This window comes from Azoarcus indigens, assembly GCF_004361735.1.
Lineage (GTDB): Bacteria > Pseudomonadota > Gammaproteobacteria > Burkholderiales > Rhodocyclaceae > Azoarcus > Azoarcus indigens.
On record NZ_SNVV01000003.1, the window covers coordinates 195,591 to 212,328 of the forward strand.

At 67.9% G+C, this 16,738-nt stretch carries 15 protein-coding genes; 6 read left to right on the forward strand and 9 right to left on the reverse strand.

Annotated features, from left to right (window positions below; translation table 11 throughout):
• The first annotated feature begins 19 nt into the window (after window positions 1-19).
• The 3 genes from ygfZ to C7389_RS05260 are packed head-to-tail and all read left to right on the forward strand — an operon-like array spanning window position 20 to window position 2,150.
• Entirely contained in the window at window positions 20-1,057 is a 1,038-nt protein-coding gene (gene ygfZ, locus C7389_RS05250) for a CAF17-like 4Fe-4S cluster assembly/insertion protein YgfZ (RefSeq protein ID WP_133589062.1), read from the forward strand.
• Between the two features lie 17 nt (window positions 1,058-1,074).
• Window positions 1,075-1,380 (forward strand): DUF4936 family protein, encoded by a 306-nt coding sequence (locus tag C7389_RS05255; protein ID WP_133589064.1) that lies wholly within the window; start codon window positions 1,075-1,077, stop codon window positions 1,378-1,380.
• Window positions 1,371-2,150, forward strand: coding sequence for an NRDE family protein (locus C7389_RS05260; RefSeq protein ID WP_133589066.1), 780 nt, complete (start codon window positions 1,371-1,373; stop codon window positions 2,148-2,150). The genes C7389_RS05255 and C7389_RS05260 overlap by 10 nt, the downstream gene beginning before the upstream one ends.
• 60 nt (window positions 2,151-2,210) lie before the next feature.
• Here C7389_RS05260 and C7389_RS05265 read toward each other — a convergent pair whose 3' ends face one another.
• The 3 genes from C7389_RS05265 to tadA are packed head-to-tail and all read right to left on the reverse strand — an operon-like array spanning window position 2,211 to window position 3,599.
• Entirely contained in the window at window positions 2,211-2,645 is a 435-nt protein-coding gene (locus C7389_RS05265) for a GNAT family N-acetyltransferase (RefSeq protein ID WP_133589068.1), read from the reverse strand.
• Window positions 2,646-2,652: 7 nt separating this feature from the next.
• Window positions 2,653-3,132, reverse strand: a complete 480-nt coding sequence (locus tag C7389_RS05270; RefSeq protein ID WP_133589322.1) for a L,D-transpeptidase — start codon at window positions 3,130-3,132, stop codon at window positions 2,653-2,655.
• Window positions 3,133-3,134: 2 nt separating this feature from the next.
• On the reverse strand, window positions 3,135-3,599 hold the full coding sequence (tadA, locus tag C7389_RS05275) for a tRNA adenosine(34) deaminase TadA (RefSeq protein ID WP_133589070.1): 465 nt from the start codon (window positions 3,597-3,599) through the stop codon (window positions 3,135-3,137).
• Window positions 3,600-3,816: 217 nt separating this feature from the next.
• Here tadA and C7389_RS05280 point away from each other — a divergent pair, with 217 nt between their 5' ends.
• The gene (locus tag C7389_RS05280; protein ID WP_162851674.1) at window positions 3,817-5,511 is read left to right on the forward strand and encodes a sensor histidine kinase; all 1,695 of its coding nucleotides are present in this window, start codon (window positions 3,817-3,819) and stop codon (window positions 5,509-5,511) included.
• A gap of 133 nt (window positions 5,512-5,644) precedes the next feature.
• On the opposite strand, the gene adhP is transcribed toward C7389_RS05280, so the two are convergent.
• Window positions 5,645-6,667 (reverse strand): alcohol dehydrogenase AdhP, encoded by a 1,023-nt coding sequence (adhP, locus tag C7389_RS05285; protein ID WP_133589074.1) that lies wholly within the window; start codon window positions 6,665-6,667, stop codon window positions 5,645-5,647.
• 190 nt (window positions 6,668-6,857) lie between these two features.
• On the opposite strand from adhP, the gene C7389_RS05290 reads away from it, so the two are divergent.
• Entirely contained in the window at window positions 6,858-8,444 is a 1,587-nt protein-coding gene (locus tag C7389_RS05290; protein WP_211168214.1) for a DASS family sodium-coupled anion symporter, read from the forward strand.
• A gap of 242 nt (window positions 8,445-8,686) precedes the next feature.
• Here the strand turns inward: C7389_RS05290 and C7389_RS05295 are convergent, their stop codons facing one another.
• Complete coding sequence (locus C7389_RS05295; protein ID WP_133589075.1) at window positions 8,687-9,172, reverse strand: PaaI family thioesterase; 486 nt, start codon at window positions 9,170-9,172, stop codon at window positions 8,687-8,689.
• 151 nt (window positions 9,173-9,323) lie between these two features.
• On the opposite strand from C7389_RS05295, the gene C7389_RS05300 reads away from it, so the two are divergent.
• Window positions 9,324-10,667, forward strand: coding sequence for an aminotransferase-like domain-containing protein (locus C7389_RS05300; RefSeq protein WP_133589077.1), 1,344 nt, complete (start codon window positions 9,324-9,326; stop codon window positions 10,665-10,667).
• A gap of 119 nt (window positions 10,668-10,786) precedes the next feature.
• Here the strand turns inward: C7389_RS05300 and fdhD are convergent, their stop codons facing one another.
• The 4 genes from fdhD to fdnG form a co-directional block, all read right to left on the reverse strand.
• Complete coding sequence (fdhD, locus tag C7389_RS05305) at window positions 10,787-11,665, reverse strand: formate dehydrogenase accessory sulfurtransferase FdhD (RefSeq protein WP_133589079.1); 879 nt, start codon at window positions 11,663-11,665, stop codon at window positions 10,787-10,789.
• 122 nt (window positions 11,666-11,787) lie between these two features.
• Window positions 11,788-12,414: a formate dehydrogenase subunit gamma gene (locus tag C7389_RS05310; protein ID WP_133589081.1), complete on the reverse strand. Its 627-nt coding sequence runs from the start codon at window positions 12,412-12,414 to the stop codon at window positions 11,788-11,790.
• Complete coding sequence (fdxH, locus tag C7389_RS05315) at window positions 12,411-13,340, reverse strand: formate dehydrogenase subunit beta (protein WP_133589083.1); 930 nt, start codon at window positions 13,338-13,340, stop codon at window positions 12,411-12,413. The genes C7389_RS05310 and fdxH overlap by 4 nt, the downstream gene beginning before the upstream one ends.
• Window positions 13,341-13,351: 11 nt before the next feature.
• Window positions 13,352-16,399, reverse strand: a complete 3,048-nt coding sequence (gene fdnG / locus C7389_RS05320; protein ID WP_133589085.1) for a formate dehydrogenase-N subunit alpha — start codon at window positions 16,397-16,399, stop codon at window positions 13,352-13,354.
• Window positions 16,400-16,738: the final 339 nt, after the last annotated feature.

Sequence of the window (16,738 nt, forward strand, 5' to 3'; positions counted from 1 at the left end):
CCTCATCGAGAGCCGAAATATGACCACCTGGACTGACTACCTCGCCCAACAGGGCGCCTCCGTGGACACCGACAACCGCCCCACCCTGCGCTTCGGCGCCGCTGCCGACGAGGTCCGCGTCGCGGTTGAACAGACGGTTGCCGTTCCCCTGCTCCACCTTGGGCTGATACGCAGCGTCGGCCCGGAATCCGCGCCCTTCCTGCACAACCTGTTCTCCAACGACGTGAACAAGCTGGCCGCGGGCCAGGCGCAGTGGAACAGCTTCAACACGCCCAAGGGCCGCATGCTCGCCAGCCTGCTGCTGTGGCCTGAAGGCGAGGGCCATGCGCTGGTGGCCAGCGCCGACATCGTGCCGGCGCTGGCGAAGAAGCTGTCGATGTATGTCCTGCGCAGCAAGGTGAAACTGGCCGACGCCAGCGCGGACACCGCGCTGATCGGCCTCTCCGGCGCCAACGCAGCCGCCCTCCTTGGCCGGGCCGGCCTGCCGCTGCCAGAAGGCAGCCTGCAGCAGGCGGAAGCGAACGGCGTGCGCGTCGTGCGCCTGCAGGACGATCTCTACCTGCTGGCCGTCGCCACCGACGCCGCCGCGGCCACCTTCGGCGCCCTGCTCGAAGCCGGCGCCGCCAGGGCCGGCACCGCCGCCTGGGAACTGGCGACGATACGCGCCGGCCTGCCGCTGGTCACCGCGGCCACCCAGGAGGAATTCGTCGCCCAGATGCTCAACTACGAGGTCATCGGCGGCGTCAATTTCAAGAAGGGCTGCTACCCCGGCCAGGAGATCGTCGCCCGCACCCAGTACCTGGGCAAGCTGAAGAAGCGGATGTACCGGGTGGCCGGCGAGGCCGGCGCTCTGCCAGCGGCCGGCAGTGACCTCTATGCGCCGGATTTCGGCGACCAGTCCGCCGGCAAGCTGGTGAACGTCGCTCCTTCGCCTGCCGGCGGCTTCGAGGCCCTGGCGGTGCTGCAGAGCAGCAGCGCCGAAGCCGGCGAGATTCACCTCGGCAGCCCCAGCGGCCCGCTGCTGAAGCTGCTGGAACTGCCCTACGCCCTGCCCTGAACCGAACAGGAACGCTCATGAACGCCACTCCGGTCCCGCTGCGCTACTACATCTATTACCGTGTCCGGGCGGACATCGACCCGGTCGATGCCCGCGCCACCATACGGGCGATGCAAACGGTGATCGCCAGCCGCAGCGGCATCGCGGGCCGGCTGCTGGAGCGGGTGAACGACGAGCGCACCTGGATGGAAGTGTACGAAGGCGACGGCGTCGCCGAAGCCTTCGAGACCGCGCTTATGGAAGAAGCGGAAGCACACCAGGTGGTGGATCTGGTGGAGGAAGGCACCGTGCGCCACCTGGAGCGCTTCCGCGAATGTGTCTGATCCTGCTGGCCTGGCAGGCGCACCCCGACTACCCGCTGATCGTCGCCGGCAACCGGGATGAGTTCCTCGCCCGGCCGGCCTCGCCGGCGCACTGGTGGCCGGATGCACCCGATCTGCTCGCCGGCCGCGACCTGGAAGCCGGCGGCACCTGGATGGGCCTCTCCCGCGGCGGCCGCTTCGCCGCCCTGACCAACTATCGCGACCCCAGCCAGCATCGCCCCGGCCTGCCCTCGCGCGGGCAACTGGTGCGCAATGCACTGGAGAGCGACACTGGCACGCTGACGACGTTGGAGGCGATCGCCAGCGACAGCGCCCGCTACGCCGGCTTCAACCTGCTGCTGTGCGATGGCCGCGAACTCGGCATCCATGAGAGCGTGGGCGGCGCCGTCCGCGTGCTGGAGCCCGGCGTGTACGGCCTCTCCAACCACTTGCTGGACACGCCCTGGCCCAAGGTGAAGCGCAGCCGCGAGCGCTTCATCGCCGCGCTGCAGGGCGAGCCGAACGCAGACGCCATCCTTGCCGCGCTGCGCGACCCCACCCCGGCGGCGGACGGCCATCTCCCCGCCACCGGCGTCAGCCTGGAATGGGAGCGTCACCTGTCGCCTGCCTTCATTCGCGCACCGGGCTACGGTACCCGCTGTACCAGCCTGATCCTGTTCCACCGCGATAGCCATGTGCGCTTCCGCGAGTGGACCTGGCGCGACGACGGCGAGCTGGCCAGCGAGGTCGATCATCGCTACCACCTCGCTGCGCCCGGCGGCAAGAGCTGAACCAGGGCACCCTGTTCCGCCCAGCGGCGAACGGCGACAGCTCCGCCGTCCGGCCCAAGCTCAGACGGCCAGCATCCGCCGCATCGTCCGGTGCGGAATCCCCGCATCCATGAACACCTCGCCTTCGGCGACGAAGCCGTGGCGGGCGTAGAAGGGCTGCGCCTGCACCTGGGCGTTGAGCACCGCTGCATCAAAGCCCTGCCGCCTCGCCTCGGCCACCAGCGCCTCCAGTACCTGGCCACCGAGGCCGCAGCCACGCCGGTCCGCCGCCACCGCCATCCGGCCGATGTGGCCATCCGGCAGCAGACGGCCGGTGGCCACCACCCGGCCATCCGCCTGGCGCAGCACCGCATGGCGGCACAACGGGTCGAATTCGTCCCGCTCCAGTTCCAGCGGCACGCCCTGTTCGACGACGAAGACCTGCTCGCGCAGCGGCAGGGCCAGCGCCTCGGCCTCGCGCCAGTCCAGCAGGCTCAGTTCCAGCCCATCGCTCATTCGACGCTCATTCCACAATCTCCACCGGAGTCCCCGGCTGCACCAGCGCGAACAGCTCCAGGACGTCGCGATTGCGCATACGCACGCAGCCGTGGGAATGCGGCTCGCCCATAGGCTGGTCTTCGCCGGTACCGTGGATGTAGATGTAGCGCCGCATGCTGTCCACCTGGCCCAGGCGGTTGCGCCCCGGCTCCTCACCGCACAGCCACAGGATGCGCGACAGGATCCAGTCGCGCTCTGGATGCGCCGCGGCCAGCTCGGGCGACCAGCATTCCCCCGTCGGCCGGCGGCCCCGGAAAACCGCGCCCGCCGGTTGGCCAGCGCCGATCAGCGCGCGGATGCGATGCCGTCCGCGTGGCGTCTGCAGGCTGCCGCTCTGCTCGCCCGCCCCTTTTGCCGAAGTCGACACCGAGTAGCGCCGTATGCAGGCGCCATCGTTGCCGAAGAGGGCGAGCCGCTGGCTGCCGAGATCGATGCGGATGCGCATGTTCAAACGCTCACACTGCGCTTGCGACGAGCCGCAAAGAAGGCGGACAGCAGGCCGCCGCACTCCTCCGCCAACACGCCGCCGACCACGCTGGCGTGGTGGTTCAGCTTCTCCTCGCCGTACAGGTCGATGACACTGCCAGCCACGCCGGTCTTCGGATCGCGGGCACCGAAGACGACGCGGGCGATACGGGCGTGCATGATGGCGCCAGAACACATGGCGCACGGCTCCAGGGTGACGAACAGCTCGCAGCCGGGCAGCCGGTAGTTGCCCAGGCGGCTGGCGGCATCGCGCAGCGCCATCACCTCGGCGTGGGCGGTGGGATCATGCCGGCCTATGGGCTGGTTGAAGCCGCGGCCGACAATCTCGCCGTTCAGCACCACGACGGCCCCCACCGGCACCTCCCCGCATGCGCCCGCCTCCCTGGCCTGGCTCAGCGCCTCGCGCATGAAATCCTCGTCGTCCATCGTCCTGCCACGGCGCCTCTTCAATCGAAGACCGCAGTTTACCGGAGCGGAGCCGGATTGCTCCGGCTGTGACGCGCTTCACAGCCCGGCCCCGGCGCCCGCTTGCCGGCCCCGGCGGCGACCGTAAGATGCGCTCAACATGGGGCACGATATGCCAACAACAGCACCCACTCCCTCAGAGACCGTCAAGCTAAAACACCTCAGCCGCTGGCAGAGCGTGACGCTTTACTTCATTGCGGCGCTGACCTGGCTGGCGATATGCAGCCGGCTGCCCCACGCCCACGCCGACGCCTGGCGCACCGCCGGCCTGCTGGCGATAGGCGCGCTGGCGCTCTCCTGTTCCTGGCGTCGCTCCTTGCCAGCGCAACCAACACCGCCACCGGCCACGGCCACCCACAAACTGGAGCAGCGACTGGACGAGGAGGCCGAGCGCTACCGCGTGCTGGTGGAGAGTTCGCCGGTCGGCATCCTGCACTACGACAAACAGCTCAAGATCACCCAGCACAACAGCCGCCTGAGCAAGCTCTTGCAGGTGCCCGGCGACGCCCTGCTGGGCCTGGAGATGGACCGCTTGCAGGACCAGCGCGTGCTGCCCGCGCTGCGGGCTGCGCTGGCAGGAGAATCCGGCCGCTACGACGGTGCCTACCACGTCACCCGGTCCCGCCGCCGCCTGCAGGTTCGCCTGCGCACCGCGCCGGTGTACGGCCCGGACCGCCGCATCACCGGCGGCGTCGCCATCGTCGAGGACACCACCGCCCAGTACGAAGCCGAAGCCATGCTGCACGACAGCGAGGCCCGCTACGCGCTGGCGATGCGCGGCACCAACGAAGGCCTGTGGGACTGGAGCCCGGCCAGCGACGACCTCTTCCTCTCCAGCCGCCTGGTGGAAATGCTGGGCATGCAGGGCGAGCACCTGCGTACCAATGGCAAGGACTGGCTGGCGCGCCTGCATCCGGAGGACGCCCGGCGCTTCAGCCAGACCCTGGTAGAGCACCTGAAGGGCCACACGCCCCACTTCGAATGCGAATACCGCGTGCGTGACGCCGCCGGCGAATGGCGCTGGGTGCTGGCGCGCGGGCTGGCGCAGATAGACGACAAGGGCCAGGCCTACCGCATGGTGGGCTCAGTGGGCGACATCACCCCGCGCAAGGCCGCGGAGGCCGAGTTGCAGGCACTCAACCGCGAGCTGGAATCCCGCGTCACCGAACGCACCGCGCAGATGACCACCGCCCTGGCTGAACTCGAGTCCTTCAGCTACTCGGTGTCCCACGATCTGCGGGCCCCCCTGCGCGCCATCGACGGCTATGGCGCGATCCTCTCCTCCGAGCACGCCGAAGCCCTGGGCGAGGACGCCCGCCATCTGCTGCAGCGCATGCGGGCGGCCGCCCAGCGCATGGGCCGGCTGATCGACGATCTGCTGAACCTCGCCCACGTCTCCCGCCAGGCCATACGGCGCGATCCGGTGAACATCAGCGAGCTGGCGGCCGAGGTGATCGCCGAACTGCGGCTGACCGACTCCCTGCGCGCGCTCGAAGTCAGTATCCAGCCCGGCCTCCTGGCCAATGCCGACCCCGGCCTCACTCGCATCCTGTTGCGCAACCTGCTGGGCAATGCCTGGAAATTCACCGCCCGCAGCCCGGCAGCGCGAATCGACGTCCGCAGCGAGGGAGTTGGGGATGGCGCAGGCGCCTTGCGCATCTGCGTGGAGGACAACGGCGCCGGTTTCGACATGCGCTACGCCGACAAGCTTTTCGTGCCTTTCCAGCGCCTGCACCACGAGCGCGATTTCGAAGGCTCCGGCATCGGCCTGGCGACGGTGGCGCGCATCGTTCATCGCCACGGCGGTGACATAGACGCCACCGGCGAGCCCGGCAAGGGCGCCCGTTTCTGCTTCAGCCTGGGGCCGGGCTGAGCGCGTGAAAGGGGCCGCAGATCAGCTCGCCAGCGGCCCATCCGGCCTTCTCGTCATTCTCATCGACACCGGCGCCGCAGTGCGACGGAACAGGTGCCGTCCCGCCGCCTCGCCGCGGCCTCCGCCCGCCTTGCTACAGGGTCAGCACCACGCGGCCGTCGATGCGCCCTTCCTTCATGCGGGCGAAGATGTTGTTGATGTTCTCCAGCCTGTCGGTGCTGAAGTGGGAGGCCACCTTGCCCTCGCCGGCGAAGGCCAGCGCCTCTTCCAGGTCCTTGCGGGTGCCGACGATGGAGCCGCGCACCGTCTTGGCATTCAGCACCACATCGAAGATGGGCAGGCCGAAGTCCCCCGGCGGCAGGCCGACCAGCGACATCGTGCCGCGCTTGTGCAGCATGCCGACCGCCTGGGCAAAAGCGGCACGCGACACTGCGGTCACCAGCACGCCGTGGGCGCCGCGGATCTGCGCCTGCACAGTGGCTACCGGATCGCTGGTGGCAGCGTTGATCACCTCATCCGCGCCCAGGCTGCGGGCCAGCGCCAGCTTGTCCTCCGCCACGTCCACCGCGATCACATGGAAGCCCATGGCCTTGGCGTACTGCACCGCCATGTGGCCCAGGCCGCCTATGCCGGAGATCGCCACCCAGTCGCCCGGCTTGCAATCCAGCATCTTCAAGCCTTTGTAGACGGTGACGCCGGCGCATAACACCGGCGAGGCCGGGGCGAAAGCCAGGCCATCCGGCAGGCGGCCAACGTAGTTGGGGTCGGCCAGCACGTATTCGGCATAGCCGCCGTTCACCGTGTAGCCGGTCATCTGCTGTTCGTCGCACAGGGTTTCCCAACCGGTGAGGCAATGCTCGCAATGGCCGCAAGCGGTGTGCAGCCAGGGCACGCCGACGCGGTCGCCCTCGCGCACATGGCTCACGCCCTCGCCGACGGCGGCCACATAACCCACGCCCTCATGCCCCGGGATGAAGGGCAGGCTGGGCTTCACCGGCCAGTCGCCGTCGGCGGCGTGCAGGTCGGTGTGGCAGACGCCGGAGGCGACCACCTTCACCAGCACCTGGCCGCGCCCGACTTCGGGTATCGGTAGCTCCTCGATCTGCAGCGGTGCGCCAAAGGAATGGACAACGGCGGCTTTCATTTTCGTGGCCATGATGGACTCCTCGAAGATGACGGGAATGCGTTTTTCAGCCGGTTTCAGCATAGACCGCCCACATCGAGGCGCTATGACCGAAGTCAAAACCCAGCCAGGGGCAGGGTGCTAAAACGGAACTGCGATCCGTTCAGCGGCATCGCGGCGGCGCCCACGAGGCGCTGCTTCCCAACGCATCGGAGGTAGAAAAATGAACACCACGTCCTCCCCCGCCGGGCCGCTACAGCAGGCCCCGCTCGCCTCCGCGGCGGCAGCCGCGCCAGCACCCACCGCTCCCCCTGCCCGGATGATGGCGGCCAGCCAGCAAACGCCAGCATGGAAGCGTCTTCCTCTGGGTCTGCTCGCCGGCATCCTGGCGGCATTCGTGATCCTGCTGCTGCCCCAGCCGGAGGGGCTCACACCGGCTGGCCAGCGCATCCTCGCGGTGCTGGCTTTCGCCGTCATCGTCTGGCTCACCGAGGCCATCGATTACGCGGTCTCGTCGGTGCTCATCGTGGCGATGATCGCCTTCCTGCTCGGCACCGCGCCCTCGGCGGCGAATCCGGAAGTGGCGGTAGGCACCGGCAGCGCCCTCACCACCGCGATGTCCGGCTTCTCCAACTCCGGCCTCACCCTGGTCGGCGCCGGCCTCTTCATCTCGGTGGCGATGACCGCCAGCGGGCTGGACAAGCGCATCGCCCTGCGAACGCTTTCGGTGGTCGGCACCGGCGCCCGCCGCATCCTGATCGGCGCCATCGTCGTCACCATCCTGCTGTCCTTCATCGTGCCCTCGGCCACCGCCCGCACGGCCTGCGTGGTGCCCATCATGGCGGGCATCATCGCCGCCTTCGGGGTGGACAAGCGTTCGGTGTTCGCCGCCTCCATCATGATGATGGTGGCGCAGGCGACCAGCGTATGGAACGTCGGCATCCAGACCTCGGCAGCGCAGAACCTGCTCACCGTCGGCTTCATGCGCCAGATGCTGGGCGACTCGCCGAGCTGGATCGAGTGGCTGGTGGCCGGTGCGCCCTGGGCCATCGTGATGTCGGTGGCGCTCTACTTCCTCGCCCGCTGGCTGTTCCCGCCGGAAACCGAACGCATCGCCGGCGGCCGCGAGGCGATGAAGAAGGCACTGTCGGAACTCGGCCCGATGAGCGGCAAGGAATGGCGGCTGCTGATCGTCACCCTGTGCCTGCTGGGCTTCTGGAGCACCGAGAAAACGCTGCACAGCTTCGACACCGCCTCCACCACCCTGGTCGGCCTCTCCATCCTGCTGCTGCCTGGCATCGGCGTGATGAGCTGGAAGGACGTGCAGAGCAAGGCCCCCTGGGGCACGCTGGTAGTGTTCGGGGTGGGCATCGGCCTGGGCACCGCGCTGCTGCAGACCAAGGCGGCGGTATGGCTGGCGGACCTCGCCGTCTCCAACCTGCACCTGGAAACGCTGACGCCGTTCTGGATCTTCGCCGCGCTGTCCGCCTTCCTGATCGTGATCCACCTCGGCTTCGCCAGCGCCACCGCGCTGACCTCGGCGATGATCCCCATCATGATCGCGGTACTGCAGCGCCTGGGCGGCGACATCAACGTCATGGGCATGACCATGCTGCTGGGCTTCGTCGTCAGCTTCGGCTTCATCCTGCCGGTGAACGCGCCACAGAACATGTTCTGCTTCGGCACCGAGACCTTCACCAGCAAGCAATTCACCCGCTTCGGCCTGTGGATCACGGCGGTCGGCTACCTGATGCTGCTGCTCTTCGCCGCGACCTGGTGGAACTACCTCGGGCTGCTGACGAAGAGCTAGGTGTGAGGGCACTCAGGCCGTCTGCCAGTCTCCGCAGCGTCTGCAGCTCCCCGGCCGGGAAGAGGGGGCGCTCCGCCAAGGGGCGGTTGCGTTCAGCCCCGCGCGGGTCTCTCCCCCTCTCCCGCAGGGAAAAAACACTGCAGCGTCACCTCCTTCGAACGCATCAAGCCTGACCACGTCCCCGGCGCGATCCCGGTCGGAGAAGACTGCTGCCCGCCACCGTTCCCTCTCAGCAGCCACCCTCACCGCCCCTGCGCGTACTCCCCGCGCAGGGTCATCACCACGCTTGAGATGCTCGCCACCAGCTTGCCGTCGTCGCGCTGGATGTCGCAGCGGTAGTGGCTGATCGTCCTGCCGCGGTGCTCCGCCCAGGCGTGGGCGCGCAGGCGGGTTCGCCACACCGGGCGCAGGAAGGTGGTTTTCAGGTCGATGCTGGTGAAGCTCTCGCCCTCGCCTGCCAGCGTGGATTGCGCGGTGCCGATGGCGGCATCCGCCAGTTCGCACAACAGCCCACCATGTACGGTGCCCTGCTGGTTGCCGTGGCGCAGCGGGTCGGCATCCAGTTCCAGCACCGCCATCGCCTCGCCGATGTCGACGATGCGAAAGCCGAGCAAAGTGGAGATGGCCGTGGGATAGCGCATGTGAGTGGTATCGCCGGCGGCCAGCGTGCCAGCCAGCTGGCGCTGCAGGTATTCCAGGACGGGGAGCTTGCGGATGGCTGCGTTCATGGTCCTTGCTTTCCTCTGTCGGGAGTCGAGGGCCGCCATCTCGCCCGCAATTCCCAAGGGACAGGAGAGGGCGGGCATGCAACGACGGCTTCCGAGGCGCAGCCTAGGCACTTAGACTAGGACAATCAAAGAATTGTCCTAGATACACTTCATGCCCTCCCCCTCCCCCGTCTCCGCCGCGGTCGCAGCACTGGCCGCCGACATCCGCAGCGGCAAGCTCCCGCCCGGCAGCCTGCTGCCCACCCACCGCCAACTCGCCGCCCGCCACGGCATGGCGCTGGCCTCGGCCAGCAAGGTCTATGCGCAGCTTCAGGCCATGGGGCTGGTCGTCGGCGAGATCGGCCGCGGCACCTTCGTGCGCGACCGCGCGCAGCAGCGCGAATGGGACAGCGGCGACGAGGCACGGCTGAGCAGCGCCGCCGCCGACCTCTCCTTCAACCACCCCAGCCCGCCCGGCCAGGCGGAGTTGCTGCGCGCCATGCTGCGCGAACTGGCCGCCAGCGGCGATCTGGCGACGCTGATGCACCAGCAGCCACCTGGCGGCCGGATGCGGGAGCGGCAGACCGTCGCCGACTTCCTCGCCGGAACCCGGGGCATGGAGGTAACTGCGGATCATCTCTTCCTGGTCAACGGCGCCCAGCAGGGCCTGGACATCGCGGTGCGCGCGCTGCTGAAGCGGCATGACACGGTGGCGGTGGATGCGCTGAGCTACCCCGGCTTCAGGATGCTGGCGGAACTGCAGGAGCTAAGGCTGGAGCCGGTTCCCGCGCTCGCCGACGGCCCCGACCTGAACGCGCTGGAATCCCTCTGCCGCAAGCACCACATCCGCGCGATCTACACCATGCCCACCCTGCACAACCCGCTGGGCTGGATACTGGACCTGGAGCAGCGGCAACGCCTGGTGGAGACAGCCCGCCGCTACGACTGCCTGCTGATCGAAGATGCCTCCTATGCGTACCTGCCCGAGGATGCGCCGCCTGCGCTGGCCACGCTGGCGCCGGAGCGCACGGTGCATGTCTCCAGCCTCTCCAAGAGCCTGGCCAGTGGCCTGCGCTTCGGCTACCTGCTGGCGCCGGCGTACTGCGCGGCGCGGATCAAAGCCGCGATACGCGCCAGCTACTGGAGCCTCCCCAGCCTCATCACCGCGATGGCCAGCCGGTGGATGGCGGACGGCACGGTAGTGCGGCAAGAGGCGGTATTGCGGCGGGAAGCGCGGGCGCGGCAAGCGATTGCGCGGCGAGTGTTCGCCGGCATGGAGATGGTCGCCAATCCCGCTTCCCTCTTCATCTGGCTGCCTTTGCCGGAGGAGTTGCGGATGGACCGCATCGCCACCGCACTGGCCGAACGCGACATCGCGGTCTCCAAAGCGGAGGCCTATGCCACCACCCGGCACGCGCCGCATGCGCTGCGGCTGGGGCTGAGCTCGGTGCCGCTGGAGCAACTGGAGGGGGTCCTGCTACGGCTGCGGGAGACCCTAGAACGCTTCCCGCCCTGAGCGCGCCAAGCGGCAGGCATCGCCCGCCCTCGCAGGACAAGGGGCCATAACATTCGGACAAGCAGCCCGGCAGACGAACGGAAGCGCTGGCAGCCGCGGAGATGGATGGCTGGCGAAATTCAGGCGGGCAGCAGGCGCTCCGCGTGCGCATAGGCGACCAGCCGGTCGCCGCGGGCAAAACCCATCAGCGCCACCCCGCTCTCCTGCGCCAGCCGCACCGCCATCGCGGTCGGCGCCGAGACGGCGACCAGCGCCGGGATGCCGGCGCGGGCGGTCTTCTGCACCATCTCGTAGCTGGCCCGGCTGGACACCAGCACAAACCCCTCCTGGGCGCCCTCGCCGGCCCGGCCGCCGGCCAGGCTGGCCGCCCGCCAGCCCACCAGCTTGTCCAGCGCGTTGTGCCGGCCCACATCCTCCCGCACCGCGGCGATGCGGCCATCCGGCGTCACCCACGCGGCGGCATGTACCGCGCCAGTGGCTTCGCGCAGGGGTTGGCAGCCGGCCAGCGCGCCCAGGGCGCTGAAGATCGCCGCCGGGTCCAGGCGCAGCCCGCTGGCGACGCTGCCCTGCGGCCGCTCGAACTCGCTCAGGCTGTCCACCCCGCACAGGCCGCAGCCGGTGCGCCCGACCAGCGAGCGGCGGCGCTCCTTCAGCGCCAGGAAACGCTGGGCGGCAATCTCCACCCGCACTTCCAGCCCTTGCGGCGCGGCGAAGACCTCGCGATCGAAGACCTCGGCCACCGAGGCGACGATGCCTTCGCTCAGCGCGAAGCCGAGCGCGAAATCCTCCAGGTCGGCGGGCGAAGCCAGCATCACCGCATGGGAAATCCCGTTGAACACCAGCGCCACCGGCACCTCCTCGACGATCTCGTCCTCGCCCTCGCGCACTCCGGCCCCGGCACGGATGCGGCTCACCGGCAGTGTGCGGGCGGTGGGCCAATCGGCCGGGTCGAACTCGACAGGGCCTGAGGCGGATGGAAGCGGGCAGGAGGTGCTCATGCTGATCTGACTGGGGAAAAAGAAAAACGGCAGCAGCGGAAGTGTATCCGCTGCTGCCGCGCACTGCGCGCGACTCGCCCGCAGGCGGGGCGGCAGCCGCCCCGGCCTTGCCGCTCAGCGCCTCATTCGCCGCTACGCTTGCCGGTCATCTCCCGGTACCAGCGCGGATGGTGCTTCTTCGCCCAGCCGTGGGTGACCACCCCTTCCACCATCGCCCGTATCGTGCCCTTGACCCACAGCGCCGCATACACGTGCACGATGATGCCAGCGATCAGCGCGATGGCACTGGCCGCATGCAGCAGCAGCGCGATGCGGATCACCGGGATGGGGAAGTAGATGGCGAAGTACTGGCGCCAGATGACGAGGCCGGTGACCAGCAGCGTCGCCATGCAGGCGCACATCAGCCAGAACATGCCCTTCTGGCCGCCGTTGTAGCGGCCGATGTCGCCGACCTCGTTGCCCTTCATGACTTCGCCGACCGCCTTCATCCACTTCACGTCTTCCTTGTCGATGAAGTTGTGGTGCCAGTAACGGAAGAACTGGCGGGCGAAGGCGAGGAACATCACCACGCCGATGAAGGGATGCAGCAGGCGCGCCAGCTGCGGCGTGCCGAACACGCCGGTGAGCCAGAAGAAGGCCGGGTAGAAGAAGGCCAGGCCGGAGATCGCTAGCAGCACGAAGCAGCCGGCGACGATCCAGTGGTTGATCCGCTCAGCCGCGGAATAGCGCTGAATCAGTTTTTCCTTCATTTGCTCACCTCGGTTTCCTTCGCGGCGTGCTCGCCGTGGCCTTTCTCCCCTTCGCCCTCCTCTTCCTCGTCGGCCCGGTTGGGGCCGACCGCGGTGTAGTGCAGGAAGCCGAACAGGCCGGCGGCGGCGATGCCTATGGTCGCCAGCGGCTTCAGCATGCCCTTCCACAGGCTCACGGTGGAGCTGATCTGCGGATCCTTGGGCAGCTTGCTGTAGAGCTGCGGGCGGTCGGCGTGGTGCAGCACGTACATCACATGGGTGCCGCCCACGCCCTGCGGGTCATACAGGCCGGCGTTGGCGAAACCGCGGGACTTCAGGTCTTCCACACGGCCTTCGGCTGCCACCTTCATGTCCTCCTTGGTGCCGAACTGGATGGCGCCGGTCGGGCAGGTCTTCACGCAGGACGGCTCCTGGCCGACGCCGACGCGGTCGGAACACAGGGTGCACTTGTAGGCCTTGTTGTCGTCCTTGTTGATGCGGGGAACGTTGAACGGGCAGCCGGCGATGCAGTAGCCGCAGCCGATGCAGTGCTCGGGCTGGAAGTCAACAATGCCATTGGCGTACTGGATGATGGCGCCCGGCGCCGGGCAGGCCTTGAGGCAGCCGGGGTCGGCGCAGTGCATGCAGCCGTCCTTGCGGATCAGCCACTGCAGACGGCCGCCTTCGTCCTGGTGCTCGGCGAAGCGCATCACCGTCCAGCTCTTGGCCGTCATGTCGACCGGGTTGTCGTAGACGCCGTGGTTGAAGCCGACCTCGTCGCGGATGTCGTTCCACTCGGAACAGGCCACCTGGCAGGCCTTGCAGCCTATGCAGGTGGTGACGTCGATGAGCTTGGCGACTTCCTGCTTGTGGTCCCGTACCTGGGGCGGAGGCGTCAGCGTGGAGGTCGCCGAGCGCCGGATGATGTCTTGGGATTGCATGGACATGGTTTCTTTCCTCAGGCCTTCTCGACGCTGACCAGGAAGGCCTTGTATTCCGGGGTATGCGTGTTGGCGTCACCCACGCGCGGACTCAGCACGTTGGCCAGGAAGCCCTTGCGGGTGGTGCCTTCGAAGCCCCAGTGCACCGGGATGCCGACCTGCTCCACTTCCTGCCCGGCAACCTGCAGCGTCATCACGCGCTTGGTGACCACCGCCTTGCCGCGGATGTAGCCACGCTTGCTCGCCACCTTGACCATGTCGCCGGCCACGATGCCCTTGCTCGCCGCCAGCTTCTCGCTGATTTCGACGAACTGTTCCGGCTGCACGATGGCGTTCAGGCGGGAGTGCTTGGTCCAGTGGCGGAACATCTCGGTGATCGAATAGGACGTGGCCACGCAGGGGAAGTCCTCGCGGCTGCCGAAGCTGGGCAGGTCGTCCTTGAAGATGCGCGCCACCGGGCTCTTGCCGCTGCCCGAATGCAGCGGGTTGGCGGGAATGGGGCTTTCCTCCGGCTCGTAGTGCTCCGGGAAGGGTCCATCGACCAGCGCGCCCATGGAGAACAGGTGGCCGACACCGTCCTGCAGCATGATGAAGGGGCTCACGCCGCTGTTCGGCGGCGAGCCGACCGGGTAGTCCGGCACGTCCGCGCCGGTCCACTTGGCGCCATCCCAGTGCAGGAAGGCGCGCTTCGGATCCCAGGGCTTGCCGGCGGGGTCCAGCGAGGCGCGGTTGTAGAGCAGGCGGCGGTTGGCCGGCCAGGCGAAGGCCCAGCCCGGGGTGTTGCCGAAGCCGGTGTCGGTGTTGTCGCGGCGGGCCATCATGTTGCCGGCCTGCGTCCACTGGCCGGTGTAGATCCAGCACAGGCTGGTGGTGGTGCCGTCGTCGCGCAGGTGGGCAAAGCTGGACAGCAGGTCGCCCTTCTTGGCGATCTGGTTGCCCTTGTCGTCGAACAGGTCGGCCAGCGCGTAACCGTTGGCCTGCTTGGCCACCTCTTCCGGGTGCGGGTCCTTCGGATCGTGGTAGTTCCAGTCCAGGCTCATCAGCGGTTCGGGGCAGGTGCCGCCCTCTTTCTCGTACAACTCGCGGATCTTCATCAGCAAGGTGCCGAGGATCCTGCCGTCGTGACGGGCCTCGAACGGCGGCACCTGGCCCGCCCAGTGCCACTGCAGCCAGCGGCCGGAGTTGGCGATGGAGCCATCTTCTTCGGCGAAGCAGGACGAGGGCAGGCGGAACACGGTGGTCTGGATCTCCACCGGATTCACATCGTTGAACTCGCCGTGGTTCTCCCAGAAGGACGCGGTTTCGGTCTGCAGCGGGTCAATCACGACCAGGAACTTGAGCTTGGCCAGCCCCTCGCGCACCTTGCCCGAGGAGGCGGCCGCGGCGATCACGTTGAAGCCTTGGATGACGTAGCCATTGGCCTTGCCCTTGTGCATCTGCTCGACGAAGGCCATCACGTCGTAGCTGCGGTCCCACTTCGGCAGCCAGTGGTAGCCGAAGTCGTTGCCTGCGGTGGCCTTGTCGCCGTACATGCCCTTGAGGAAGCTCACCATGAACTTGGGCGTGTTGCGCCAGAAGTTCACCTGGTTGGCCACCAGGGTCTTGGGCGTGCGCTCGTCCAGGTAGGCCTTGAGCGACTGCTGGTTCTCGTGCGGCAGCGTCAGGTAGCCGGGCAGCATGGTGGTGAGCACGCCCAGGTCGGTGAAGCCCTGCACGTTGGAGTGGCCGCGCAGTGCATTGATGCCGCCGCCGGGCATGCCGATGTTGCCCAGCAGCAGTTGCACGATGGCGGAGGCGCGGATGATCTGCGAGCCGCCGACGTGGTGGGTCCAGCCCAGCGCGTAAAGAATGCTGGTGGTGCGGTCCGGCACGCAGGTGGCGGCCAGTTTCTCGCAGATGTGCAGGAAGTCTTCCTTGGGTGTGCCGCAGATGCTGCTGACCATCTCCGGCGTGTAGCGCTCGACGTGCTTCTTCAGCAGTTGGAAGACGCTGCGCGGGTGCTGCAGGCTGTCGTCGCGCAGGGCGTAGCCGTCGGCGCCCAGTTCGTAGGCCCAGGAGGAGCGGTCGTAGGCGCGCTTCTCGGCGTTGTAGCCGCTGAACAGGCCGTCGTCGAAGCCGTAGTCCTCGCGCACGATCAGCGGCGCGTTGGTGTAGGCCTTGACGTACTCGTGCTGGATCTTGCCGTTGTTCAGCAGGTAGTTGGCGACGCCGAGCAGGAAGGCCGAGTCGGCGCCGGCGCGGATGGGCGAGTAGAAGTCGGCCACCGCGGCGGTGCGGTTGAAGCGCGGGTCCACCACCATCATGTAGGCCTTGTTCTTGGTCTTGGCCTCGACCGCCCACTTGAAGCCCACCGGGTGGGCCTCGGCAGGGTTGCCGCCCATCACCAGGATGACGTCGGCGTTCTTGATGTCCACCCAGTTGTTGGTCATCGCGCCACGCCCGAAGGACGGCGCCAGGCCAGCCACCGAGGGGCCGTGACACAGGCGGGCCTGGTTCTCCAAGTGCACCATGCCGAGGCCGCGGGCGAACTTGACGTCGAGAATGCCGGTTTCGTTGCTGGCGGCGGAGGAGCCGAGGAAGCCGGTGGTCGTCCAGCGGTTCACCAGTTGGCCCTTCTCGTTCTTCTCGATGAAGTTGGCGTCGCGGTCGTCCTTCATCAGGCGGGCGATGCGGTCAATCGCCTCATCCCAGCTGATGCGCTTCCACTCCTTGCTGCCGGCTTCACGCACTTCGGGGTACTTCAGACGCTGCGGGCTGTTGATGTAGTCGATCAGCCCGGAACCCTTGGGACAGAGCGAACCACGGCTGACCGGATGGTCCGGGTCGCCCTCGATGTGGAAGATCTTCGCCTTGGCGTTCTTGGCACCGTCGCCGAGGCTGTACATCAGCACGCCGCAGCCCACGGAACAGTACGTACAGTTGTTGCGGGTTTCCTTCGCCCGCAACAGCTTGTACTGGCGCACCTCCGCCTGGGCCAGCGCCGGTGCCATGCCGAGCGCGGCAAGGCTGGACGTACCCAGGCCCGCGCTCGATATCTTGAAGAACTGACGTCTTGAAATCTGCATGAAGCCTCCTGGTTTACACACCCGGAAGGCGCACGGCCGCAAGACGTCGACGGCCGTCAGACCGTTTCAGCTGGGCTCAGAGGCGGCACGCGCCATCCGGAATAGGAAGGCTGACAGCAGTATCCGTGCCAGCCCCGGAAAGCCAGTAGAACGGTCGTTTCCGGGGTACTACGGAAGGCATAAGGGACAATTTGTCCATGCGGGGCGCGACAAATTATCCCCATCGTCAGCAGGGCAATGAGCGCAAGCCCCGGCCCCCGGGCGTTTGCGCCAAGGCGGAGCCCGCGCACGCTTCTTGCACTGCCCTCCCCTTTTCGGCAGCGAGAGAACCCCAGCCTC